Annotated in this window: 23 protein-coding genes and 2 tRNA genes; 14 read left to right on the forward strand and 11 right to left on the reverse strand. The window is 39.5% G+C overall.

What is annotated here, in order from left to right:
* The first annotated feature begins 14 nt into the window (after positions 1-14).
* Complete coding sequence (locus GGQ60_RS09105) at positions 15-419, forward strand: hypothetical protein (RefSeq protein WP_183762679.1); 405 nt, start codon at positions 15-17, stop codon at positions 417-419.
* Positions 420-494: 75 nt separating this feature from the next.
* Here the strand turns inward: GGQ60_RS09105 and GGQ60_RS09110 are convergent, their stop codons facing one another.
* Complete coding sequence (locus GGQ60_RS09110; protein ID WP_183762682.1) at positions 495-2,321, reverse strand: DNA polymerase III subunit gamma/tau; 1,827 nt, start codon at positions 2,319-2,321, stop codon at positions 495-497.
* Between the two features lie 136 nt (positions 2,322-2,457).
* On the opposite strand from GGQ60_RS09110, the gene GGQ60_RS09115 reads away from it, so the two are divergent.
* Positions 2,458-3,204 carry a DUF3108 domain-containing protein gene (locus GGQ60_RS09115; RefSeq protein WP_183762685.1) on the forward strand — a complete coding sequence of 249 codons (747 nt, stop codon included), beginning with the start codon at positions 2,458-2,460 and terminating at the stop codon, positions 3,202-3,204.
* A 5-nt stretch (positions 3,205-3,209) separates the two neighbouring features.
* On the opposite strand, the gene GGQ60_RS09120 is transcribed toward GGQ60_RS09115, so the two are convergent.
* Complete coding sequence (locus GGQ60_RS09120; protein ID WP_183762688.1) at positions 3,210-3,965, reverse strand: DUF1570 domain-containing protein; 756 nt, start codon at positions 3,963-3,965, stop codon at positions 3,210-3,212.
* A gap of 24 nt (positions 3,966-3,989) precedes the next feature.
* Positions 3,990-4,853 (reverse strand): AraC family transcriptional regulator, encoded by an 864-nt coding sequence (locus GGQ60_RS09125; protein WP_183762691.1) that lies wholly within the window; start codon positions 4,851-4,853, stop codon positions 3,990-3,992.
* 181 nt (positions 4,854-5,034) lie between these two features.
* On the opposite strand from GGQ60_RS09125, the gene GGQ60_RS09130 reads away from it, so the two are divergent.
* From GGQ60_RS09130 to rplI, 4 genes are all read left to right on the forward strand, one after another.
* Positions 5,035-5,628 (forward strand): hypothetical protein, encoded by a 594-nt coding sequence (locus GGQ60_RS09130; RefSeq protein ID WP_183762694.1) that lies wholly within the window; start codon positions 5,035-5,037, stop codon positions 5,626-5,628.
* Between the two features lie 233 nt (positions 5,629-5,861).
* Positions 5,862-6,218, forward strand: a complete 357-nt coding sequence (gene rpsF / locus GGQ60_RS09135) for a 30S ribosomal protein S6 (protein ID WP_183762697.1) — start codon at positions 5,862-5,864, stop codon at positions 6,216-6,218.
* The gene (gene rpsR, locus GGQ60_RS09140) at positions 6,218-6,481 is read left to right on the forward strand and encodes a 30S ribosomal protein S18 (protein ID WP_010599582.1); all 264 of its coding nucleotides are present in this window, start codon (positions 6,218-6,220) and stop codon (positions 6,479-6,481) included. The genes rpsF and rpsR overlap by 1 nt, the downstream gene beginning before the upstream one ends.
* A gap of 12 nt (positions 6,482-6,493) precedes the next feature.
* Positions 6,494-6,937, forward strand: a complete 444-nt coding sequence (gene rplI / locus GGQ60_RS09145) for a 50S ribosomal protein L9 (protein WP_167293211.1) — start codon at positions 6,494-6,496, stop codon at positions 6,935-6,937.
* A 167-nt stretch (positions 6,938-7,104) separates the two neighbouring features.
* Here rplI and GGQ60_RS09150 read toward each other — a convergent pair whose 3' ends face one another.
* Together GGQ60_RS09150 and GGQ60_RS09155 are read right to left on the reverse strand one after the other, a co-directional pair.
* Positions 7,105-7,803: an SDR family oxidoreductase gene (locus GGQ60_RS09150; protein ID WP_183762700.1), complete on the reverse strand. Its 699-nt coding sequence runs from the start codon at positions 7,801-7,803 to the stop codon at positions 7,105-7,107.
* A 30-nt stretch (positions 7,804-7,833) separates the two neighbouring features.
* Positions 7,834-8,643, reverse strand: coding sequence for a 3-keto-disaccharide hydrolase (locus GGQ60_RS09155; protein WP_183762703.1), 810 nt, complete (start codon positions 8,641-8,643; stop codon positions 7,834-7,836).
* A gap of 152 nt (positions 8,644-8,795) precedes the next feature.
* On the opposite strand from GGQ60_RS09155, the gene mtgA reads away from it, so the two are divergent.
* A complete protein-coding gene (mtgA, locus tag GGQ60_RS09160) occupies positions 8,796-9,524 on the forward strand; it encodes a monofunctional biosynthetic peptidoglycan transglycosylase (protein ID WP_183762706.1) in 729 nt (242 codons plus the stop codon).
* Positions 9,525-9,592: 68 nt separating this feature from the next.
* Here mtgA and GGQ60_RS09165 read toward each other — a convergent pair whose 3' ends face one another.
* Entirely contained in the window at positions 9,593-12,007 is a 2,415-nt protein-coding gene (locus GGQ60_RS09165; RefSeq protein ID WP_183762709.1) for an AsmA family protein, read from the reverse strand.
* 222 nt (positions 12,008-12,229) lie between these two features.
* On the reverse strand, positions 12,230-12,709 hold the full coding sequence (locus GGQ60_RS09170; protein ID WP_183762713.1) for an ABC transporter ATPase: 480 nt from the start codon (positions 12,707-12,709) through the stop codon (positions 12,230-12,232).
* Between the two features lie 50 nt (positions 12,710-12,759).
* Here GGQ60_RS09170 and GGQ60_RS09175 point away from each other — a divergent pair, with 50 nt between their 5' ends.
* From GGQ60_RS09175 to GGQ60_RS09185, 3 genes are all read left to right on the forward strand, one after another.
* On the forward strand, positions 12,760-13,245 hold the full coding sequence (locus GGQ60_RS09175) for a hypothetical protein (protein ID WP_183762716.1): 486 nt from the start codon (positions 12,760-12,762) through the stop codon (positions 13,243-13,245).
* A gap of 114 nt (positions 13,246-13,359) precedes the next feature.
* Positions 13,360-14,997, forward strand: coding sequence for a TldD/PmbA family protein (locus GGQ60_RS09180; RefSeq protein WP_183762719.1), 1,638 nt, complete (start codon positions 13,360-13,362; stop codon positions 14,995-14,997).
* Positions 14,998-15,005: 8 nt separating this feature from the next.
* Positions 15,006-16,343, forward strand: a complete 1,338-nt coding sequence (locus GGQ60_RS09185) for a TldD/PmbA family protein (protein ID WP_221235918.1) — start codon at positions 15,006-15,008, stop codon at positions 16,341-16,343.
* A 54-nt stretch (positions 16,344-16,397) separates the two neighbouring features.
* On the opposite strand, the gene GGQ60_RS09190 is transcribed toward GGQ60_RS09185, so the two are convergent.
* Together GGQ60_RS09190 and GGQ60_RS09195 are read right to left on the reverse strand one after the other, a co-directional pair.
* The gene (locus GGQ60_RS09190) at positions 16,398-17,186 is read right to left on the reverse strand and encodes a (Fe-S)-binding protein (protein WP_183762722.1); all 789 of its coding nucleotides are present in this window, start codon (positions 17,184-17,186) and stop codon (positions 16,398-16,400) included.
* Between the two features lie 98 nt (positions 17,187-17,284).
* A complete protein-coding gene (locus GGQ60_RS09195; protein ID WP_183762725.1) occupies positions 17,285-18,580 on the reverse strand; it encodes a 4Fe-4S dicluster domain-containing protein in 1,296 nt (431 codons plus the stop codon).
* Positions 18,581-18,808: 228 nt separating this feature from the next.
* On the opposite strand from GGQ60_RS09195, the gene GGQ60_RS09200 reads away from it, so the two are divergent.
* Both GGQ60_RS09200 and GGQ60_RS09205 read left to right on the forward strand, forming a co-directional pair.
* Positions 18,809-18,881, forward strand: a tRNA-Phe gene (locus GGQ60_RS09200).
* Between the two features lie 272 nt (positions 18,882-19,153).
* Positions 19,154-19,226 (forward strand) — tRNA-Phe (locus tag GGQ60_RS09205).
* A 57-nt stretch (positions 19,227-19,283) separates the two neighbouring features.
* On the opposite strand, the gene GGQ60_RS09210 is transcribed toward GGQ60_RS09205, so the two are convergent.
* Complete coding sequence (locus GGQ60_RS09210; protein ID WP_183762727.1) at positions 19,284-19,730, reverse strand: SRPBCC family protein; 447 nt, start codon at positions 19,728-19,730, stop codon at positions 19,284-19,286.
* 362 nt (positions 19,731-20,092) lie between these two features.
* Between GGQ60_RS09210 and GGQ60_RS09215 the strand changes: the two genes are divergently transcribed.
* Positions 20,093-21,691: a S41 family peptidase gene (locus GGQ60_RS09215; protein WP_183762730.1), complete on the forward strand. Its 1,599-nt coding sequence runs from the start codon at positions 20,093-20,095 to the stop codon at positions 21,689-21,691.
* 166 nt (positions 21,692-21,857) lie between these two features.
* Here the strand turns inward: GGQ60_RS09215 and GGQ60_RS09220 are convergent, their stop codons facing one another.
* Positions 21,858-22,460, reverse strand: a complete 603-nt coding sequence (locus GGQ60_RS09220) for an LEA/WHy family protein (RefSeq protein WP_183762733.1) — start codon at positions 22,458-22,460, stop codon at positions 21,858-21,860.
* 134 nt (positions 22,461-22,594) lie between these two features.
* On the opposite strand from GGQ60_RS09220, the gene GGQ60_RS09225 reads away from it, so the two are divergent.
* A complete protein-coding gene (locus GGQ60_RS09225) occupies positions 22,595-23,077 on the forward strand; it encodes a GNAT family N-acetyltransferase (protein ID WP_183762736.1) in 483 nt (160 codons plus the stop codon).
* The last annotated feature ends 2 nt before the right edge of the window (positions 23,078-23,079 follow it).

The following is a 23,079-nucleotide window of genomic DNA, read 5'->3' on the forward strand; positions in this document are numbered from 1 at the left end:
AGGAGACCAATACCATGGCAATTAACGAAAATAAAGGATCGCAGGATAAAATACATAGCACCACAGAAAACAGCGAAATCAATAAGGAAAATTTATCGTATGATGAAAATAAGGAGAGTTACGAGCTCGATGTAAGGGGAACAGACAGTGAATATGACCATCCGATGGGTTATGAAACTGTAGCGGCAGGTGCAAGAGATGATGATTCTACCTATGATGAAGCCAACCCCTATGTTGGCGACGAATATGCCCGCAATGAGGAAATTGCTGAAGATAACTTGGAGGAGCTGGGGATGCATGTAGACAATGGAGAAAGTGTATTGCTTAATCCCGAAGATGAAATTCTTTCACGTACAGAAGAAGATAATCGTGATGATTTAGATGAGGAAGGTTATCCGATTAACGATATGGAACATTAGTTAACAGTATTCAGTTGGTAGTTTGGTTCCCGGTGGTTTAAAAGCGGCAACTAAAAACTTCCAACTGAAAACTAGCTAAGGATTAATATCCAAGTTAAACCTTCTTCTCAATTCGTCCAGTTTTGGGTTCTTATTTACCAGGTAGTCATACTTTTCGCGGTTACCATATAGCCTGTTTTCTATCTTTCGTTCTACCAGTTTGTAGGTAACTTCTATGCCAAAGTTGCGGAGCTCGTTGCGTAAAAAGTTTAAAAGCTCTACCGATTCCTGTTGTATAAGGTGTTCCTGCGTTTTACTTTCTACCGAAATTTCAATCAACTCAGGATGTACAAGGGTAGGGGCAAAATTGTTTAAAATGGTAAAAAGATTGATTTTATCAGCAGCTTTAAGCCTTTGTGTATATATGCTCCAGATTTCCAATAAGCGGTCGTAACTAAATGCTTCGCGGGCTTCGCCGGTTGCTTTTTTCGGGCCTTTTTCTTCCTCCTCCTGCGCAATGCGATCAAAATCGTTGAGCGATGGGATCAGCATACTGGCTGCTTTAGCCTTTGTGATATTAATACTAATGGAAGTGGTGGATGGCTGGGAACTATGAGGTCTTAAGGCTTCTTTTGGCTTTTCCTCTGCCGCTATACCAGGCGAAACAGGGAGGCCAGTAACGGGTGCAGTGGCTTGGCTACTACTTTCGGCCCCGGCCTTAGGCTTTAGGCTTTCAGCAGGTTCGGCTACGACATTAGTTTTTTTTTTATCCTGATCTGCGTCAGTTGCTGTGTTATTAGGGCTTAAGGGTTGTTGTGCTAAATTGACGACCGACCGGATGTGGCACATTTTAATCAGTGCCAACTCTACCTGTAAACGCTGGTTTTTAGAGTTTTTATAGTTTAAATCGCAGGTGTTGGCTAAATTCAGCGCTGTTAACAGAAACGATAATTCTGTTTGCCTGCACTGTTCCAGATACTTTTGTTTGATGTTTTCACTCACTTCCAGCAATTTAATGGTAGCCGCATCCTTACCTACTAACAGGTTACGGAAGTGACTGGCCAAGCCATTGATGAAGTTATTGCCATCAAAACCATTGTTCAAAATTTCATCGAACAAAAGCAGGGTCTGGCTCACTTCTGCAGCAGTGAGGTAAGAGGTAAGTTTAAAAAAGTAATCGTAATCTAAAATGTTCAGGTTATCGATTACCGCTTTGTAAGTAATGTTTTTATTGGCATAACTGGCAATCTGATCGAACATCGAAAGCGCATCACGCAATCCGCCATCTGCCTTTTGAGCAATAATGTGTAAACCATCGCTTTCGAAAGCAATGTTTTCGCGTTGTGCAATGGTTGACAGGTGGCTGGCAATATCTTCTACCTGTATGCGGTTGAAATCAAAAATCTGGCAACGTGATAGGATAGTTGGCAGGATTTTATGTTTCTCAGTAGTGGCCAGGATAAAAATGGCATAAGGAGGTGGTTCTTCCAATGTTTTCAGAAAGGCATTAAATGCACTTTGCGATAACATGTGAACCTCATCAATAATATAGATTTTGTATTTACCGGCTTGCGGTGGTATACGCACCTGCTCAATTAAGCTACGGATATCGTCAACAGAGTTGTTCGAGGCCGCGTCCAATTCGTGTACATTAAAAGAATGTCCGTTTTGAAAAGAGAGGCAGTTGTCGCATTGGCCACAGGCTTCCATATCGGCTGTAGGCTTAGTACAGTTAATGGTTTTGGCCAGGATACGTGCACAGGTAGTTTTACCCACTCCACGTGGTCCGCAAAATAGAAATGCCTGGGCAAGCTGGTTGTTTTTGATGGCATTTTTTAGCGTACCGGTAATATGCTGCTGGCCAACAACGGTTTCGAAGGTGGCAGGGCGGTATTTACGGGCAGAAACGATAAAATTTTCCATCGGCACGAAAATAGGAAAAATTTAGGTGTTGTAGGATCGAAAAATTGGAATGTGGAAAAGTTGAAATGCCAAAATGATTTATAAAAAGCTGCGTAACATTTAGTGGTAAAATTAATCTAACGGTAAAGCTTTATAAATGAAGGTATTAGTTTTTATTAGCGCAATAATATTGTTTTTTACAGGCACTTCGGTAGCACAGGTTGATACTATAAATGCACAAAACCATAAACTGGTGATGAGCAATCTGAAAGAAGGAAAAACCAGCTACCTGGTTTATATGACCGATTCTCTTGAAACGAAACGGACTATTGGAGATATATGGGAGAGAACAATTGCTTTTAAAAAAAGAGATCAAAATGAAGTGCTGGATTTTGGTTGGAAATGGCTCCGTAACGATTCTCTTTTTGCCACAATCACGAAGATTTGCGACCGAAAAACCCTAGCTCCGATTTATCATTATGCCAATTATAAAAGCCGGGGTATTTTTGCCTACGATTATAAAAATGGTTTAATGCTACCATCTGATACCGTAAAAAATAATGCTGCTGTTAAAAAAGGCCCGGTTAAATTAGATATTCCGGTCATTTCTTGGGAGCAGGATTTAGAAACGTATGCGTTATTGCCGATAAAAAAGGTTGGCCAGCAGTTTGATATTTCATTTTTTGATCCCAACGAAAAATCAGCAACTTACCACCGTTATGAAGTGGTTGGCAAAGATAATTTGAAATTGAATGCAGATATAACCGTTAATTGCTGGTTGCTTAAAATCAATTACAGCCAAGACAGTTATGCCATTTTCTGGCTAACCGAGAAATCAAAAGAGGTGATTAAAATGAAAGAATATTATAAAGGCAACTGCCGCATAAAAGTGAAGCAATACTGATCATATCAATGGTGAAGGTTATAAAACTGTTTATAACTGGCTTCAAATGCATCAAAACTGCCGTAAGTAAGTGCTATCGCTTTTTCGGTGTCATATCCCTGCGCAGTAAGCTTAATGATGTTTTTTAATGCAGCTGTTCTTTTATTTTTAACGAAATAATAGATCATACTATAGGCAGTATTATAATTATCGTTGATGCCATGGCCATAAAAAGTACCATCGTAAATTTTGAAAAATGTCTTTAACCTGTCGGTATCCATAAAAGCTAAACCTGCTTTTATGCTTTTAATCCGGTTGCCCTGTGGGTAAGCGTATAAGTTGCCTTCACTGTCAAAATCTAGAGTTTCGAAAAATTCGGCCAAGCCCTCATTTAGCCACTTCGGTGCTTTCTGATAATTGAACTGGAAAATACTATGACTGGCCTCGTGCAACGCCACGGGAATAAAATCGCCGCTTTTCATGATAAAGGCCTGGTTTATTGCCGGTATGTAGAAGCCGGTTGATGATGGCGCGTTATACTTGTTTTTCTCTATGCGGTAATCTTTTGATTTTCCGTAAAGATTGATTTTAACAGGAACGGTAATGTTCTCTCTTGTTTCAAAAATTTCATTGCAGAACATGCGCTCATACGCAATCAGCTTTTCTATTTTCTTTTGCTCGTTGTCGTTTATTTTGCAATTAACCAGGTTGATCTCTACATATTGGGCGTAGAGCGAGGAACCCATCAAATTGATCAATAAAAATAGCAGGATTTTGTGCATGTCTTGAAAACTGTTCTAAAGAGATTATTTAATGACTGATTTTAACTCATTCCTATACTCAGAAGCACTTTTGCCCGTAAATTCCTTAAATAATTTATTAAAGTGGCTGAAATTGTTAAAACCGCTTTCGTAAGAGATATTGGCGATGCTGGTGGGTTTTTCGGCCAAAAGCTTTGAGGCGTGTACTACCCGGTATTCGTTTACAAAATTTGTAAAGGTTTTTTTGGTGATTTTTTTAAAATACCGGCAAAATGAAGGAACCGTCATGCTCGACATTTCTGCTACATGCTGTAAACTGATCTGCTCCTGGAAGTGGTCTTTTACATAGTTAAAGATCATGTTGATGCGATCGTTGTCCTGCACCTGCATTTCCATCGAAAAACCATCGGCGTTTAAGATGTGGTAATCTTTAGCATGTTCAAGTTGCTTTAATACGCTGAGTAAAGTTAAAAGTCTTTCAAAAGGTGGCTGATCGTCCATCATTTCAATCCTTTCGCCAACTGCATGCATGGTTTCGCTGCCAAAGGCGATTCCTGCTTTCGATTTATCGAACAGTTCCTGTATGCCTTTTATCTCTTGCAGGCCCAGAAACACGCTGCCCAGGAAATCGGGCTTCATCTGGATCACCGTTTCATTTTTATTCCCGGTATTGGTATCGGTAAAGCCGCAATGGGGAAGGTTGCTGCCGATCAGGATAAGATCGCCCTCGGTATAGTAAGAAACGTGACTTCCGATTTGCCTTTTCCCCGACCCGCCATTTACAAACACCATTTCGATCTCCGGATGGTAATGCCAAAGATGTGCCATGTTGTTTGCATTTTCTACATACTTCGAATAATAGAACGAACTTCCGAACGAAGGCTCAACAACCTCGAAACTTGGTTTCATATGTGTTAAATTATTTTACCAAAATACATAAAAAATATGCTTTATTATAGCTTTTTGTCAAATTAAGGTGTTGTTGGGGTAATATAGCATAGAAAGTGGAAAATATGCAACTCACTATATTCAAAATAGCACCTTACCTTAGTATCATCATATAATGATTGACTCTTTAAAATATTTGGTTATGAAAAAGTTCTTAAAAATCGGTTTAATAGCAGCGTTATTTTTTACTGCTACGGGTGTTCACGCTAACGATGATAATTTTACACTAAACGTAAAAGGCGAAAAAAATAAATTTATCCGTTTTTCTATAGACAGGGCAGAAGATGTTAATTTATCGTTTGTGGGTTCAGATGAGGAAGTATTGTTCGAAGAAAACATTCATGCCTCGGCAGCTTCAAGCAAAGTTTATGATTTAAATGCACTTCCTGACGGAATTTATTTACTTAAAATAGAATCTGATTTAAAACTGGCTAAATATACTGTAACCATTAAAAATGGTAAAGCGCTTGTTTCTGAGCCAAAAATCTCTAACGTATTTAAACCGGTTTATACTCAAAAAGATCAGGTGATTACGCTTAACCTGGAGAATTTGGATAAAAGCCCAATCGAAGTGAAAGTGTACAACGAATACAATGATGAGGTGTATTACGAGGTTTTTAAAGATAAAACCCAGTTGACCAAAAAATTCAATATCAGCAAAACAGATTCAAAAGAATTGACCTTCATGGTTAAATTTAAAGATGAGTCTTATGTTAAAACGATACAAACTTATTAATAACAACAGCTAATTGATATAAGGGGATTATCTTGATGATAATTCCCTTTTTTTATATAAAATGGGAGAGGTAAGACGGATGAACTAATATCGTTATTTTCATCATCCATTTTCCATCTAGCCCTATTCCATTATTATTCTTACTAATCATTTGATTTTAAGAAAAATATTGTTACTTTTGCATCCCCGTAATATACCTCGGGATTAAAAAATTAAAAACTTAATTAATAACAATGAATCAGTACGAAACTGTTATCGTTCTAACCCCGTTGTTATCGGAAGACGCTGCAAAAGAAGCATTAGCTAAATTTAAAGCAGTTCTTACAGATAACAATGCCGAAATTATCCAAGAAGATAGTTGGGGTTTGAGAAAATTAGCGTATCCAATTGATAAAAAATCAAACGGATTCTTCAACTTAACTGAATACAAAGCTTCAGGAGATTTGATCGCAAAATTAGAGCTTGAATTAAAACGCGATGAGCGTGTGTTACGTTTCTTAACTATCCGTTTAGACAAACACGCAATTGCTTACAATGAGAAAAAGCGTAGTGGTGCTTTTAACAAAAAAACTAAGGAGGTTGCAGCGTAATGGCAAGAGAACAAATTCAATACGTAACTGCCCCTAAAGTAGAGGATAACCGTAAAAAATATTGCCGTTTCAAGAAAAACGGAATTAAATACATCGATTACAAGGATGCAAACTTCTTGTTGAAATTTATCAACGATCAAGGTAAATTATTACCACGCCGTTTAACTGGTACTTCGTTAAAATTCCAACGTAAAGTGGCTCAGGCCGTTAAACGTGCCCGTCATATCGGTTTGTTACCTTTCGTTGCTGATCAATTAAAATAGGAGGCTAGAGATATGGAAATTATTTTAAAACAAGATATTAAAGGCCTTGGTGAGAAAGATGATGTAGTTACAGTAAAGCCAGGTTTTGGCCGTAACTATTTAATCCCTCAAGGATTTGCAGCATTGGCTACTTCTTCAGCTAAAAAAGTTTTGGCTGAAAACTTAAAGCAAGCTGCTTTTAAACAAGATAAAATTAAGAAAGATGCTGAAGGCGTTGCTGAGCGTTTAACTGATGTTAAACTTTCAATCGGTGCTAAAGCTGGCGAAAGCGGAAAAATCTTCGGAGCGGTTAATACCATCCAGATTGCTGAGGCATTAAAAGCGCAAGGCTTTGATGTAGACCGTCGTCGTATCACTTTCGAAACTGAACCTAAATTTGTTGGCGAATATGTGGCTAACTTAAACTTGCACAAAGAAGTTAAAGTTCAGGTTCCTTTCGAAGTAGTTGCTGAATAAGCATTCTTTAAAGAATCATAAAAAGTCCTTTTGGTTTTTCTGAAAGGACTTTTTTTATGCTTTAGATCTGAGAAATTAGAGCTGAGATTTGAGACTTGGCAAAACGTGCTAATTTTTTAGCTCAAATCTGATGTCTCAAATCTGATGTCTCAAATCTCAAATCTTTCCTATCCCTTAGGCGTGGTTGGTCTGATTTCTACCTTGCTTGGTAATGTTCTTGCTGGCATGGCTAATAAATCAACAATGAGTTTGCCCATATCTTCCGGCTGGATTTTCCAGGCATCGGTTTCGCCATCAGGTTGATGGTTGTTAAAATGGCTCGCTACCGAGCCAGGCATAATGGTACTCACTTTTACACCGTATTTTCTTAAATCAAGCATTACCGATTGGGTAAATCCCGTTAACCCAAATTTACTTGCATTATAGGCCGACCCCCCCGCAAAAAAGTTAGTGCCCGCTAAACTCGATATCGTAAAAATATGCCCTTTGCTTTTTTTGATTTCGTCAACCGATGCTTTAATACTATAAAAAACACCCGTTAAATTGGTATCGATGGTTTCTTTCCATAAATCAACACTCAATTCGTCTACCGGAGCGAAATGGCCGACACCCGCATTTGCGATCAGTACATCCAATTGCCCCCATTTTTCGATAATCAGGTTAATGGCTTCCTGTTGGGAATTAAAATCTGCCACATTGGCTTCAATGGCCAGTACATCGCCAAAAGCAACCAGATCGGCAGCTGCCTGGTTTGCGCTCGCAATAGTTCTGCTGGTAATGGCTACTTTGTAACCGTCTTTTAAAAGGGCCTCGGCTATACCAAAACCGATTCCTTTACTTCCTCCCGTAATTAATGCAACTTTCATGTTCTTGTAACGTATGATATCGGAAAATGTTTATTTTGATTTTTTCTTGCTGTTATGCGGTAATTCCATGATCTCGATATCCTTAAAATCTACCGGCTGACCTTCACTTTGCAAAGCAACAAATCCTTCTGTAAGCATTTTACCATCAATTTTAATTTTCGGGTCGTAGCGGTTAGCTACGCCATTACCTATCTGTGGTTTGCTATACTGTAAAACCGTATCGCCGTTGATAATATGCGTCACGAGCGAATCGCCCAGAACAATCAGTTCTGCCGATACCCATTGGTCGCCATCGTATGTTTTCGATTTAGAGTCCAAACAATGGCCATCATATAGTTTGCCCTGGTAAAAAATATCGGTGCCTGGCGAACACATATTACCTGTTGGCCGCGGCCTGCCGTCGCTTAAACCTCCTAAAAACTGCATCTCAACTGAAATTGGCCAGTCTTGTTCTTTAGGCATTGTTTTTGGATCCTGCGAGTGGAACATTAATCCGCTGTTACGCAGGGTATAACTTGGTGCGCCTTTTTGCAGCTCGCCAACAAAGCGGTATTTTAGTTTGAGGTGGTAGTAAGAAAAAGGTGTTTTATAGTAGAGATGGCCAAACTGATCGTTAAAGTCGCCATATTGATCGTAACGTACTTTGATAATGCCATCTTCTACACGGAAAGTATTCCCGAAATTTACATTGTAATCATGATGGTGGATTTTGACATTCCAGTCTTTAATGTCTTTTCCGTTGAAAAGTTTAACCCATTTTTCAGGTTGGTTACTGATGTTCCGGGTTGTGCTACATCCCCATAAGCTGAGGGCTAAAAATAGATAGGGCAATTTTTTCATTTGGCTATAATTAAACCCTAAAATACAAAACAATGGCATTTATATACTATTTGTTAATCTTTCATTTAATTTTTGAACCTTAAAAAATCATTTTGGAAAGAATCTTTGCTCTTCAGTTTCCCATCTTCCATCCCTTTAATTAACTTTGGCGCATGGCAAAAACCCGTAAAACCAGAACAAAAAGTAAAGCAAAACATCCGTTACTAAAAAGGATCACCGATATTGCCACCAAAGTATTTTTATATTTTTTGCTGGTTTCTGTATTTTGGGTTATCGCGTTGCGTTTCATTAATCCGCCGATTACACTTTTAATGGTTTTACGGAACGTTGAGCGTAAGGCTGATGGAAAGCCTTTTAAAACAGAGAAGAAATGGGTAAAGTTTGACGATATTTCTGACAACATGAAAAGGGCAGCGGTATCGGCCGAAGATCAGCTCTTTTTAAAACATATAGGCTTTGATATGAAAGCCATTGAAAAAGCTTTTGCCAGCAATGCCAAAGGGAAGAAAGTAAAGGGAGGAAGTACCATTTCGCAACAGACGGCAAAAAATGTTTTTTTATGGCCTGGCCGATCGTGGATAAGAAAAGGTTTTGAAGCTTATTTTACCTTGCTGATCGAACTTTTCTGGAGCAAAGAAAGGATATTAGAGGTTTATCTGAACGTTATCGAAATGGGCGATGGCATTTACGGTGCTGAGGCTGCTTCGCAGGAGTATTACGGAAAATCGTGTGCTAAATTAACCAAAAAACAGGCTGCCTTAATTGCTTCTTGTTTCCCAAATCCATTAAGATGGACCCCAAAAAATGCCACACCTTACATCAGGCACCGTCAATACCTGATTTTAAGAAATATGAACAGGTTGGGGCCGCTGGATTTTTAGTCTTAAGTTCACAGTCCTTGGTCCTCAGTCTATTATCGACTAAAGACTATAGGCTCAAGACTCCCGAACTAATCGTGATCTTTGTTCCACCTGATCTTAATGCCCCCTTTTTCATCGTCAACAGCCTTTAAATGCAGTACGATGCCTCGCATTCTGGCTTGTTTTTTCTCTTCTTTGGTTAGGTTTTCATCTCCTTTGGGATTCCTTAAAGGGATATCCATGGCTACATTAGTTCCATTACCCAAAGCATAAGTACCTTTAACATTAAAATTTAAAGCACTGGAATTAATCTGCATTGGACTGATTTCGATTTTGTCGCCCCTGATGTTGAGGGTTCCATCCAGGTTTTTGATCTCTACATTGGATAAGTTCCGGTTTGCAAAGGCAAATTTCCCGACTTTAACCATGGGCTCGAAATTAACAAGGGCTGCATTGTTCAGATTGAATACTACTTTGCCATTTATAGATCGCGGCAGGATTTTTCCGGTATGTGATATCCTGCCCGAAATATTAACCAGCGAAGAGAGGTAGCCCTTTAAATTTTTGTTGGTAATGGTATTCTGTCCGAAATTATCAAAAGAGTAAAAGAAATCTTTAACACTCACATGGCTGATTTTCGAATTAATTTTAAAGCTGTTTGAGGCAGCTTCCTGAATAATATTGCCTGCCAGGGATAACTGCCCGCCGGCATGCGCCACACTGATTTTATTGAAAAATATACCGCCTCCACGTAATGAAATATCTGCATCGAGGTTTTTGGCCGTAAATTTTTCATAAATGGCTTTATCTACCGTTAAGCGGATGTTCATTTTAGAAAGCTCGAGCACATTACTCAGTTCTTTAGATACCACCCGTTTGTTTCCACCCGATTTAGGTTTATTGCTCGATCTTGGCCCTAAAAAGGGTAGAAATTCTTTTAAATAAAGTTGTGGACTCGACATTTTTAAATTCACCAGTATTTTATCTGGTGCGGTATAATATAAATTGGCAAAATTTGCAATGCTACAACTTACGTTCAGCTCACTTTTGCCCAGTTGAAAATGTCCGTTCTGGATAGATAGATCGTTTTGGTTAAAATTGATGTTTAATGCACTTTTTACCAGGTGCAGTTTTCTCGGGATGTAAAGGATATCGGCGTCAGCAACCTGTATTTTACCTGAAACTACCGGCTTGGTAAACCTGAAATTATCAATATCGGCCTTACAATATAATCTCAGGTTAGCAGTTCCGTTTTTAAATTCGAAATTATTTGTGCCAAAGGAATTGTTTAAGTTAGATAGAGGAAACTGCGAAGTAACCAGGCCTGTGGCGATTGGCCGCGATAAGTTGTTTACTGTAAACGTATCGATTTTGAGGGGTGCATTGAAATATTTGGCCGTTAGTTTGTGGAATTTAATGGAAGAGTTTTCATCGCCAATAACCCCACCAGCGGTATCGCGGTTGGTAAAAGATCCATCAAAGTTACAGGCTGTTAATTTACCTGCCGGAATAGAAACGATATTATCGCGTACTTTAATGCCAACTTTTATCAGCGGATCTCCGTATTTACCTGATCCGTCATCGATGATATTCCCACGGATATCGATGGGTTTTTCGATGCCAAATTTTAAAAGCTTAGACGAAATGTTAGGCGATAAAAGCAAAGCTACATCCCTGAATAACACATCGTCAACAGCAATATTAATGGCAAAAGCAGATTTGGCAAGATCTATTTTTGCGCCTATCTCAAAAGGGTGACCGCCAATGTTTAATACTTCAGGATATAAAATTACCGCATCCAGATCACGGCTGTAATGAGCCTGTAAGGTGCCTTCGAGCGATTTATCTTTTAAAAAACTGCCCTTACGGGTATTAAATGCGAAACTGTTTACCTGGGTTTTTAATTTTATTTTTCCCACCCATCCACTATCCGGATATTCCATCCTGCCCTTGATCTGATCGATATCAAAGTTGAAAAGTTTAAATCTCTTTTTGTTATCGAGTATTAAACTCACTTTATTAAAATCGATTTTACCAACCTCCAATGCAGAAGATTTGGGCGAAGATTTTTTCTCTGTTTTGGGCTTGCTCTTAAAAATACTGGTATTGCTGTAGCCGGTAGAATCGGTATAGAGGTATATAGCTGCATTATTGATGGCTATCTGCTTGATATTGATATTGCCTACAATAAGCGAAAGCACATTTAGGGATACATCTATATCTTCTGCTTTTAATAAATCATGCTTATGTTGCGCCCATAAGCTATCCCTTAATAAAACACCGTTTAGGGATACGGAAACGCCCGGAAAGCTCTTTAGGAGTGTAGGCTCCATGCTGGTGGCCGTAATCTGACCATTTAAATTCTTATTTAGTTGCGAGAGGATAGAAGCCAGCACTTCTTTCTTGTTACGGCTAATATAAAACGCACCTGCCAACCAGGTTAATATAATGAGGACAACTAAAACAGATATAATTTTTAAAGAGATTTTGAGCCAGCGCTTCATAAACATTATTTGATTTAACCAATATAATGTTTTTTACAGGCTAATTGTTTGATTAATAACGAAAAATATCAGTATTAGCACTTTAAGTGGTTTAAAATGATTTATTTTAAAGCCATTTTATGTAGTTAGAAGGTGCTTCGAAATAATGCGCCTGCTGAGCATGAAATCCATTTCATCTTTTAGGATGAAATGATCGCATTCAGTGTAAAATAAGCGAAATGCTTACAGTAAATGGGCAAAAACGGTAGAGTGCCAGCTATTTTGGAAAGGAACTTCCCATTTGGTTTCCAGTTCAGCCAAATTTTGAACCATGTTGTTAAATACAATCGTTTCGGGTGTTACCTGTTTGATGTTTACCAGGGTCTCGAAATCTTCCTTGCTGTTTACCACAACCTCGCCATTTACTTTATAAGCCATGTTAAAGCGGTTAAAAAGATCAACATGATATTCCTGTTCGATTTCTTTGATCAATCTCACAGAACTATCAATAGAGCAACCGGTTACTCCGGCCTGACTTTCATCAACAGTAAGGATAATAAAAAAGCCATAACGAATTTCTGCTTTGGCCAGCAGTTCGTTTCCATGCGCCTTCCACTGGCTGGTAAAAGCTGCTAATTTATTCAGGATCTCATTTTCTTCACTTGAAGTAAATTTTCGATCGCTTTGGTATATCCAAACTCTTGATTGTGGAGAAAAACTCATATACAAATTTATGATTTTAATTAATTTGCTGTATTAAAAACGCTAACCCGATGAAAAAGTTTACACTCTGCTTGAAAATATCCCTTCTTTCGGCTTTTTGTATGTTTTTATGCGCTTTTTCAGAGCCCGAATCCATCGAACAGTACGTCAGTTACCTTCATAAAACATTTAGCGATCATTACGATACGAGCCAGGAAAACGGACAAATCAAGCGTTACGAACTAAATGTTACCAACAATGGTTTTTGCCGCTACAAACGTTATTTTAATAACGGTAAAACCGAGTATTTCGCATTTAAGCTGGCTAAATTTAAAGATATGGATTATTATGGAACTACCCTGTCGGGTAAATTATATATCCATACCAAGGGTGATGATGTAATTGTGCAGACTTATAAGGATAGGGGTGGCGATGTAGATTCGATGGCTACGCAGGTAATTATCCCTGTAAAAAATATGGAGGCCGAAGATTTAAACCAGATCAGGGATAACCTCGAAAAAATATGCGTTCAGCAACAGTCTGTTAAAATTCAGTAATAACAGCATTTTTGTATTGCCGGCATGTGTTTCAGATTCAATGTGATAATAGACTAAAATTTTGGAGATTGGGTTAAAACCGCTATCTTAAGTCGTATTTTAAACCATCTTATCTTGAAACGTAGAAACTTTATTTATTTGACTGGTGTAGGTGCTGCTGCGGCCATGCTGCCTGCTATTCCAGTTTTCGGGAGAGAGATTTCCCCCGAGCAGGCATTAACTTATGTAGATCCTGCGGCAAAGAAAATCATGTCTGATGTGGCCCTGAATGCGGCACGGTCAAAAGGGGCAACCTACACCGATGTACGCATTGGAAGGTACCTTAACCAATATGTGGTTACGCGCGAAGATAAGGTGGAAAATATTGTGAATACCGAATCGTATGGTATTGGTATCAGGGTAATTGCAAATGGAAGCTGGGGTTTCGCGGCAACAGATAAAATGGATAAAGACAGTATTGCAAAGGCAGCAGAACTGGCCGTAACCATTGCCAAAGAAAATGCCCGTTTATTGCGCGAACCTGTACAACTGGCTCCCCAGAAAGGATATGGAGAAGTAAGCTGGAAGGCTCCCATCGAAAAAAATACATTTGAAGTACCGGTAAAGGAAAAAGTAGACCTTTTACTATCAGTAAATGACGCAGCCATAAAAGGTGGGGCAGATTACATCAATTCCATTCTTTTTGCCGTTAACGAGCAAAAATATTTTGCCTCTACCGATGGCTCTTATATCGATCAGGATATTCACCGCATATGGCCTACTTTTTTTATCACCAAAATCAATAAGGAAACAGGTAAGTTCGAAACCAGGAATGCATTAAGTGCACCTACTGGCAAGGGCTATGAATACCTCAATGCCAGGCCACAGGATAAAATACAAACCGCATCGGGTACGCTTTATAAAGGCCGGTACGATATGCTTGAGGATGCCAAACAGGGCGCAAGGCAAGTTGGCGAAAAAATGAAGGCCAAAACAGTAGAGCCCGGAAAGTACGACCTCGTTTTAGATCCTTCGCACCTTTGGCTTACCATACACGAATCTTGCGGACACCCAACTGAGCTCGATCGGGTATTGGGTTATGAGGCTAACTATGCGGGTACCAGTTTCCTCACCTTGGATAAGTGGGAATCTAAGAAATTCAATTATGGCAGTAAGGAAGTAAACATTACAGCTGATAAAACAGAAATAGGCTCATTAGGAGCTGTGGGTTATGATGATGAAGGTGTTAAATGCGGAAAATGGGATATCATTAAAGATGGAATATTGGTGAACTATCAGGCCATCAGGGATCAGGCCCATATTTTGGGATTGAAAAACTCGCAGGGCTGCTGTTATGCCGATAATTGGAGCAGTGTCCAGTTTCAGCGTATGGCCAACATTTCTTTGCAACCGGGTAAAGCAAAACTCAGTATTGCCGATCAGATCAAAAATGTAGAGAAAGGCATTTACATTGTGGGCGATGGTTCATTTTCTATTGACCAGCAACGTTATAACTTCCAGTTCGGAGGGCAACTTTTTTATGAAATAAAGGATGGGAAAATTATTGGTATGCTTAAAGATGTTGCCTATCAGGCCAATACCCAGGAATTCTGGAATTCGTGTGTAGCAATCTGCGATGAAAGCGACTACCGTTTAGGCGGTTCGTTTTTTGATGGCAAGGGACAGCCGGGCCAGGTAAGTGCTGTATCGCATGGATCGGCAACCGCACGTTTTAATAAAGTTAATGTGATCAACACCGCTAGAAAAATCTGATAGAAATTATGCCAATCTTAACAAAAGCAGAAGCAAAGGCACTTTTAACCAAAGTACTTGCTTACTCAAAAGCAGAACAATGTGAAGTTAACTTAAATTGCTCGGATAGTGGAAACTTAAGGTATGCCAGAAACGCAGTTTCTACCAGTGGCGGAATCAGTTCCAACAGTTTGGTAGTGAGTTCGGCCTTTGGAAAAAAGCTGGGTACCGCTACCATCAATGAATTTGACGATGCTTCTTTGGAAAAAGTGGTTCGCAGATCGGAAGAACTTGCGCAGCTAGCACCGGAAAATCCCGAATTTATGCCTTTTCTTGGGCCTCAGGAATATGGTGCCGATTCACCTACATTTTCTCCGGCTACGGCGGCCATTACGCCAAAAGACAGGGCCGATGCGGTACAGGCCAGTTTAAAAGAGGCTATGGATAATAAACTGAATGCCGCCGGGTTTTTATCGAACAGCGTGGGCTGTGCTGCTATAATGAATAGTAAAGGTTTATTTGCCTACAATACTTCAACGGATGTTGCTTTTAACATTACCGTTAGAACTGATGATGGTAAAGGTTCTGGTTATGCTACCCGGGGATATACTGATTTTAGCAAGCTAAATGCAAAAGCCGATACTGCTATCGCCGCTAAAAAGGCAATGTCTTCGGTAACGGCAAAGGCCATTGAGCCAGGAAAATATACCGTTATTTTAGAGCCAACTGCGGTAGCGGTGATGCTGGAAAACCTGTTCTTCTCGATGGATGCCAGGCAAGCCGATGAAGGGCGGAGCTTTATGAGCAAACCGGGAGGTAAGACAAAATTGGGAGAACAGCTGGTAGACGAAAGGGTAAATATCTATTCAGACCCCTGGAATCCGGAACTTCCAACTTCAACATGGGCCGGAGACGGGCGGCCGCAGCAGAAAGTAAACTGGATAGAAAAAGGCGTAGTCAAAAACTTATACAGTTCGCGCTACTGGGCGCAAAAAACCGGAATTAAAGCGATCCCCTTCCCGGGCGGTGCTATTATGCAGGGCGGAACCAAAAGCCTGGAAGAACTGATCAAAGAAACAGAAAAAGGAATTTTAGTAACCCGTTTATGGTATATCCGTACGGTTGATCCGCAAACATTGTTATTAACCGGATTAACAAGAGACGGTACTTTTTATATCGAAAATGGAGCAATTAAATTTCCGGTGAAAAATTTTCGTTTCAATGAAAGCCCGATCATTATGTTGAATAATTTAGATGAAATCGGGATAGCAGAACGCACGGTAAGTGCCGAATCTGAGGCAAACTATCTCTTACCACCTTTAAGGATAAGGGATTTTACCTTTACTTCTTTATCTGATGCCGTATAGTTAAAAATAAAAGGCCTGAGTATCCGGTACTCAGGCCTTTGTTATAAAAGTTATTTAAAGTCCGTTGGCTCTTGCCGTAATTTCTGCAATATCCAGCACTTTTACTTCCTGTTCTTTATCTTTTAATTTAATGCCATCGCTTAACATCGTCATGCAAAATGGGCAACCCGCTGCAATAAATTGAGGGCTGGTTTCCAGCGCTTCATCAATACGTTCCACATTGATGTCTTTATTTCCTTTCTCGGGTTCTTTAAACATCTGTGCACCACCGGCACCACAACATAAACCATTGCTTTTGCAGCGTTTCATTTCTACCAGTTGGGCATCTAAAACTTCCAATGCTTTTCTTGGTGCTTCATAAATTCCGTTTCCACGGCCTAAATAACAAGGATCGTGATAGGTAATTTTCTTGCCTTTAAAGCTTTCGCCCCCTTCAGCTTTTAATTTACCTTCATTAATTAAATCCTGAATGAGTTGCGTATGGTGTATAACTTCATAAGTACCCCCTAAGCCCGGGTATTCATTTTTAATGGTATTGAAACAGTGCGGACAGCCGGTTACTATTTTTTTTATGTTATAGGCATTTAAAACCTCGATATTGGTCATGGCCTGCATCTGGAAAAGAAACTCGTTTCCTGCTCTTTTAGCCGGATCGCCGGTGCAGCTTTCTTCGGTTCCCAATACGGCATATTTTATGCCTACATGATGTAAAATCTTGCAGATGTCGCGGGTAATTTTCTGTGCACGTTCATCATAGCTTCCTGCACATCCAACCCAAAATAATATTTCCGGTTCTTCGCCTGCGGCCATTAATTCGGCCATTGTAGGGACTTTAAATTCCATTTGTCTATTATACTAGTATCAAGTATCGAATATCAAATATCGAGTATCGAGACCTGGTAATTATTATTTAATTCAATGTCAACTGAAAACGTCAGTTGCTAACTTTCTTGTGCCCAGTTAAAACGATCGGCTGGTGAGTATTTCCAGGGAGCCTGGTTATTCTCGATATTGCCCAGCATTGCATTAATGCTTCCGGGAGCCTGCGATTCTTCCATTACCGCATAACGGCGCAATTCCATGATAATCTGCAATGGGTCGATGTTTACCGGACAGGCTTCTACGCAAGCGTTACAACTGGTACAGGCCCAGATTTCTTCCCGGGTAATATAATCGTCTAATAAAGCTTTCCCATCCTGATGTTCTGCACCATGTTTATCAATGTTTTGTCCCACTTCGGTAATGCGGTCGCGGGTATCCATCATAATTTTCCGTGGAGATAATAGCTTGCCGGTAATATTTGCCGGGCATACCGAAGTACAGCGGCCGCATTCGGTACAGGTATAGGCATTCATCAGGTTTACCCAGCTTAAATCGGTCACATCTTTTGCACCAAATTTACCGGGTTCGGTTTCAGCCGGAACGTACGAAGGATCGAGCATCGCTTTTACCTCATTGGTAACCGAAGCCATATTGGTAAACTCGCCTTTAGGCTCCAGATTGGAGAAATAAGTATTTGGAAAGGCAAAAAGAATGTGAAAATGTTTTGAATATGGCAGGTAATTTAAGAAAGCCAAAATCCCGACAATGTGGAACCACCAGCAGCTTCGCTCGATAATAACCAACGCTTTTTCTGTTGAAGGAAGGATATTGATTAAATACTGGCTTACCGGAAAAGCACCTGCATTAACATAATGGCTTGCGCCTAAAAGCTGCAGTTTTGCATCAGCCGCATTCATGAGCAGGAAAGCACTCATTAATAATATTTCGGTAATCAGGATATAATTGGCATCTGATTTTGGCCAGCTTTTCATCTCCACACCACTAAAGCGTTTAAGCTTAAGGATGTTCCTGCGGACAAGAAAAATAGCACAGGAAACCCAAACGGTAAAAGCCAGAATCTCAAAAGATCCGATCAGAAAGTTATATAGACTACCTAAGCCGTTAAAGATCCGGTGGGTGCCGAATAACCCATCAATCATGATTTCCAATACCTCGATATTGATAATGATGAAACCGATATAGACAAAAAAGTGCAGAAAGGCGGGAATAGGGCGGACCACCATTTTAGATTGCCCGAAGGCCACGCGGAGCATGGTCATTAGTCTTTTTTGCGGCTGATCCCGTCGATCTACCGGTTTGCCTAAGCGGATATTGCGAATTATTTTACGCAGATTAACTGTAAACAGCGCAATTGCTGCAAGTGTAAGTACTAGAAAAATGATCTGTGCTACCATGCAATATTAGATTGTAATGCTAAATTATAATATTAATCCAAATAAATTGCTATGCATGCATAAAAAAAATAATAAAATTGTTTGTTTGTACTCATTCTAAGCTAGGATTAGGGACTGCTTTTAATAAACTGAAAAATTAATTAATTGATAATCAGGTTAACAATGAAATAATCGAAAAAAAGTTTTGCTTTTGGAAAAAGAACGCTACATTTGCAATCCCAAACGGATGGTGCCATAGCTCAGTCGGTAGAGCAAAGGACTGAAAATCCTTGTGTCCCTGGTTCGAATCCAGGTGGCACCACTTCCAAAAGCCTTTCAGCAATGAGAGGCTTTTTTGGTTTCCAGACTTTTGCTAATCATTTTCCGAAATTAACTGACCTGGTTGCAAAAAGTCATAATTGGTCACAATGGTCGATAAATTAGCAAAATTGACAAATATTTTTTTGATTACATCTGGCTGATTTTCAGAAAAGTGGGTTTGTATGGTTGAATTTATCCGTCTTTTTTTAAAATAAATTCGAATCCTTTTTTGCATTTGTAAAAAAGAACGCTACATTTGCAATCCCAAAAGGGGGTGCCATAGCTCAGTCGGTAGAGCAAAGGACTGAAAATCCTTGTGTCCCTGGTTCGAATCCAGGTGGCACCACAAAAAACAAAAGCCTTGCAGCAATGCAGGGCTTTTTACGTTTGGAATAGTATTCGTTTATGTTTCAACATGATATTCATTCCGTTTTTCGGCCATCTCTTTTACTTTATCGAGGGCTTTTGGCCAGGTCTTTTCAAAATAATCAAGCCATTCTTTAATAATTTCCATGTCGATTATAAGTTCCGTTTTGCCATCTTTTTCCGTTAACGTATAATTCTCGAATGATTCGCCCCAGTTATGGGGGATTTCTTTACCATCTTTTATTTCACCAATATGCTTGATAGACAGGTACTGGTTCGGGATATTTTCTTCGATAAGGGCTAACATTCCATCTCCCTTGCCATCGTGAAACAGGGCTTTGCTCCCTTTTTTCCAATCGGTTTCTACACTGGAGCCCTCAGCAAATACGGCCGTCCATTGCGGGTAACTTTCTACACCGAAAAGCACATCCCAAACTTTCTCTTTTGTAGCGTTAATGGTGGTTTTAAATTTTATTTTTTCCATAACCTGTATTTTAGTGTAATCAATTCCTTTATCATTAAGCGTATATTTATACTCAATGGACCTGTTTATCAATTTATGATAACAAATTTGGGGATGAATTGATTGATTTAAGCGGTGCAAAGGCGACAATTTATGGGGGCGAAAAGGCTAATAGCCGGGCAAGTTTTAGCCTATTTTTTAAAATTTAATAAATATTTCAGCAGAAAGTAATTTAATCGGTAGATTTACGTAATTCATGAATTGAGGTGCTTAAAGAGCACAATATTTTGAATTAAATGGAGTTGTTGGTAGGTAAAAGTTTTATTTCCAAACTACTTAACTATTGCCCGGTTCGTATATACACTAACGTTATCCTGATTTCCATGAGAAATAAGAAATTCATTTACCTGGTTGTACTGGGTTTTTTAAGCTTCGGGGCCATTACCGGCTGCAAAAAGAGCAATGATACGCCTGAGGGGCCTGAAACTCCGCCAGTTGTGACACCACCTAACGGAACGCGTGATGAACTGACCAAAGATTCTATTTTTTTATACGGCAAAGAACTTTACTATTGGAATACTTCGCTGCCAACTTATGAAATGTTTAACCCACGTGGGTTTAGCTCTAATGAAGCTGAGTTATATGCCATGACGCAATACTCCTTGAATCCGTCAACAGGAAAACCATATGAATATACCAATACTCCCGGCGATCCTAAATATTCGTTTTTCGACTATACAGCGGCTACTACAGGTAAAACCGGGGTGCTAAAGGCCAGTGCAAATGGCTCAGCCAATGATTACGGTTTTTCTGTTCAGTATAACAACGAGACAGACCTTAGGGTAAAATATGTATATCCAAATTCGCCGGCCGCCCAGCAGGGCTTAACACGTGGCTGCAGGATAACCGGTGTGAACGGAAGGACAGACCTGACCTATCCTGGTGCTGTTAACTTTTTAAGTAGCGCTATTTTTGGCACAAATCCGGCGGTTACTTTAGCTTATAATGATATTGCCGGTAATGCAAAAACAGCTGTTATCACCAGTAGCCTGTATACCATTAACCCGATATTTTTTACGAATGTTTATACGGTTGGTACAAAGAAAGTTGGTTATATCGTATTTAATAGTTTTACCGATAATGCCACTGCTGCCATTAGTTCGGTTTTTGCTGGCTTTGCTACACAGGGAGTAAGTGAGCTCATTGTTGATTTGCGCTATAATGGTGGTGGTTATGTGACCACCGCTACCGATATGATTAATTTAATAGCACCGGCAGGAGAAACAGGTAATACGATGTTTACTTCCTATTACAATAACTATTTACAATCGATTACTACGGCCCAGCGTAAAGCTTCCGTTTTGGCACATCAACCGCTGTTGGATGATGGAGGTAAATTACAGACTTTTACCTCAGGCGTAAATGGAAAATATGCCACCTATGCCGATTTAAATTACTCGCCTACAGCGGCCGATAACATAGAAAAATTTGCAAAATCAGGTAGTTTAACCTTAAACAGGGTTTATTTTATCGTGTCAGACTATACTGCATCTGCCAGTGAATTAACCATTAACAGCCTAAAACCAGTAATGGAGGTAAAGCTAATAGGCAGAACAACTTATGGCAAACCTGTAGGTTTCTTTCCGATCAGGATAGATAAGGTAGATATGTATATCCCTGAATTTGAAACCAAAAATAAATTGGGCGTTGGTGGCTATTATTCTGGCCTCACGGTTGATAAAGAATCAGCAGAAGATTTAACCAAAGCCTGGGGAGATGAAAAAGAGACTTTATTGTCTTATGCGTTATTGTATGCCAAAACCGGGGGTTTTGTAACTACAGCAACAAAAACGGCCAGCTTAAGTACCAGTACAACAGTAATGCCGGCAAAACTATCTGTAGCAGAACTAAGGGCATTGGATGAAAAATTGGATCCGAACGGATTTAAAGGAATGGTAATGACACCTCACAAGAAATTTTAATGCAGCTTTTTACTGATACTAAGAAAGTATTATCAATAGGGTTGCGCTGAAAATTGTGATGTTGAGCCTGTCGGAACACCCTTAATGGTGTTATCGAAGGTCCTTCGACAGGCTCAGGATCACATTCTTTATTATTGAGACAGTCTAATTTTTATTAGACTGGTATTTACAATAATATTTTACTGCTGATATCTTTATTTATGGTGATGTAGCCTGGATATTTAACCGGTGTATTGCCCAACATAAAGGTTGGTTTTATTTTTATGGTTAATAACCCCAGTTTTTCATCTTTTGAAGATGATCCCTTCTGGGCAGCCTTAATAATGTCATTAAAAATATTTCCATTGGATACCAATCCATAAATGTTGCTCACCAATTGAACCGGAACGGTAACCGTTTGATTTTGGCCAATGCTTACATTTTGATTAACTGTGCCTTCTGCCAGGTCGGTATTGTTAACCAATATCTTGTATTCGAACTGGTTTATTGCCGCTAAATTACCGGAAGGGTTGGTTATTTCTAAATTCAGATTGGCTTTTAAAGGAATATCTTTTCTTAACAGGCCCAAGGCAATCCCCGGTAAATTAGTTAAGCTAAAACTTTGCTGGTCCATTAGCTTTTTAACATCGGTGCCTGCAATTGATACCTGTTGCACACTGGTAATTTTATAGGTGCAGTTTTCAAGGGCTTTTATCTGCTGTGCCTGCCTGTTTATTCCACAACCAAAAATGCTTATGGTAAAGAGGAAAAGCAATAGTTTTTCTTTCATGTTATTCATAACGCCAAAATACTAAAACTATTTTAGAAGATGCTGCTTTAAAATTGAGCAATTGTTGAGTAATAGCTACAATGAACCCGGTTAACAATTGATCCAAGTTATTAACTTTACAAAAAATAAAAAATATGGCTATTACCCTCCGGAACATCACTCCACAAGATAATGCAGCTACTGCTTTAATGATCAGGACGGTCTTAAGAGAATTTAAAATAGACAGGCCTGGTACTGTGTACACTGATCCTACAACCGACGAACTTTCTAAAGTTTTTGAACATCCTCAATCTGCTTATTGGCTGGCTGAAGAAGATGGGGTTATTATTGGGGGCTGTGGCATCTATCCAACAGACGGCTTGCCAGATGGTTGTGTTGAACTGGTTAAGCTATACACCTCGGCATCCTCCCGGGGAAAGGGTATTGGCAGGATGCTCATGGAGAAAAGTATAGAATCGGCACAGCATTTTGGTTACAATGAAGTGTATTTAGAATCGTTTCCGGAGCTTACCACCGCAATTGCCATGTACGAAAAGGCAGGTTTTAAAAAACTCGCTGCACCGTTGGGTAATTCGGGGCATTTTGCCTGCAATGTATGGATGCTATTGGTACTGTAGGT

Source organism: Pedobacter zeae (genome assembly GCF_014196715.1).
Lineage (GTDB): Bacteria > Bacteroidota > Bacteroidia > Sphingobacteriales > Sphingobacteriaceae > Pedobacter > Pedobacter zeae.

What these genes read in the sequence shown, in the direction of transcription:
- GGQ60_RS09105 (WP_183762679.1), top strand. Translation starts at nt 15, where the DNA reads ATGGCAATTAACGAAAATAAAGGATCGCAGGATAAAATACATAGCACC.
- GGQ60_RS09110 (WP_183762682.1), bottom strand. Translation starts at nt 2,321, where the DNA reads ATGGAAAATTTTATCGTTTCTGCCCGTAAATACCGCCCTGCCACCTTC.
- GGQ60_RS09115 (WP_183762685.1), top strand. Translation starts at nt 2,458, where the DNA reads ATGAAGGTATTAGTTTTTATTAGCGCAATAATATTGTTTTTTACAGGC.
- GGQ60_RS09120 (WP_183762688.1), bottom strand. Translation starts at nt 3,965, where the DNA reads ATGCACAAAATCCTGCTATTTTTATTGATCAATTTGATGGGTTCCTCG.
- GGQ60_RS09125 (WP_183762691.1), bottom strand. Translation starts at nt 4,853, where the DNA reads ATGAAACCAAGTTTCGAGGTTGTTGAGCCTTCGTTCGGAAGTTCGTTC.
- GGQ60_RS09130 (WP_183762694.1), top strand. Translation starts at nt 5,035, where the DNA reads ATGAAAAAGTTCTTAAAAATCGGTTTAATAGCAGCGTTATTTTTTACT.
- rpsF (WP_183762697.1), top strand. Translation starts at nt 5,862, where the DNA reads ATGAATCAGTACGAAACTGTTATCGTTCTAACCCCGTTGTTATCGGAA.
- rpsR (WP_010599582.1), top strand. Translation starts at nt 6,218, where the DNA reads ATGGCAAGAGAACAAATTCAATACGTAACTGCCCCTAAAGTAGAGGAT.
- rplI (WP_167293211.1), top strand. Translation starts at nt 6,494, where the DNA reads ATGGAAATTATTTTAAAACAAGATATTAAAGGCCTTGGTGAGAAAGAT.
- GGQ60_RS09150 (WP_183762700.1), bottom strand. Translation starts at nt 7,803, where the DNA reads ATGAAAGTTGCATTAATTACGGGAGGAAGTAAAGGAATCGGTTTTGGT.
- GGQ60_RS09155 (WP_183762703.1), bottom strand. Translation starts at nt 8,643, where the DNA reads ATGAAAAAATTGCCCTATCTATTTTTAGCCCTCAGCTTATGGGGATGT.
- mtgA (WP_183762706.1), top strand. Translation starts at nt 8,796, where the DNA reads ATGGCAAAAACCCGTAAAACCAGAACAAAAAGTAAAGCAAAACATCCG.
- GGQ60_RS09165 (WP_183762709.1), bottom strand. Translation starts at nt 12,007, where the DNA reads ATGAAGCGCTGGCTCAAAATCTCTTTAAAAATTATATCTGTTTTAGTT.
- GGQ60_RS09170 (WP_183762713.1), bottom strand. Translation starts at nt 12,709, where the DNA reads ATGAGTTTTTCTCCACAATCAAGAGTTTGGATATACCAAAGCGATCGA.
- GGQ60_RS09175 (WP_183762716.1), top strand. Translation starts at nt 12,760, where the DNA reads ATGAAAAAGTTTACACTCTGCTTGAAAATATCCCTTCTTTCGGCTTTT.
- GGQ60_RS09185 (WP_221235918.1), top strand. Translation starts at nt 15,006, where the DNA reads ATGCCAATCTTAACAAAAGCAGAAGCAAAGGCACTTTTAACCAAAGTA.
- GGQ60_RS09190 (WP_183762722.1), bottom strand. Translation starts at nt 17,186, where the DNA reads ATGGAATTTAAAGTCCCTACAATGGCCGAATTAATGGCCGCAGGCGAA.
- GGQ60_RS09195 (WP_183762725.1), bottom strand. Translation starts at nt 18,580, where the DNA reads ATGGTAGCACAGATCATTTTTCTAGTACTTACACTTGCAGCAATTGCG.
- GGQ60_RS09210 (WP_183762727.1), bottom strand. Translation starts at nt 19,730, where the DNA reads ATGGAAAAAATAAAATTTAAAACCACCATTAACGCTACAAAAGAGAAA.
- GGQ60_RS09215 (WP_183762730.1), top strand. Translation starts at nt 20,093, where the DNA reads ATGAGAAATAAGAAATTCATTTACCTGGTTGTACTGGGTTTTTTAAGC.
- GGQ60_RS09220 (WP_183762733.1), bottom strand. Translation starts at nt 22,460, where the DNA reads ATGAAAGAAAAACTATTGCTTTTCCTCTTTACCATAAGCATTTTTGGT.
- GGQ60_RS09225 (WP_183762736.1), top strand. Translation starts at nt 22,595, where the DNA reads ATGGCTATTACCCTCCGGAACATCACTCCACAAGATAATGCAGCTACT.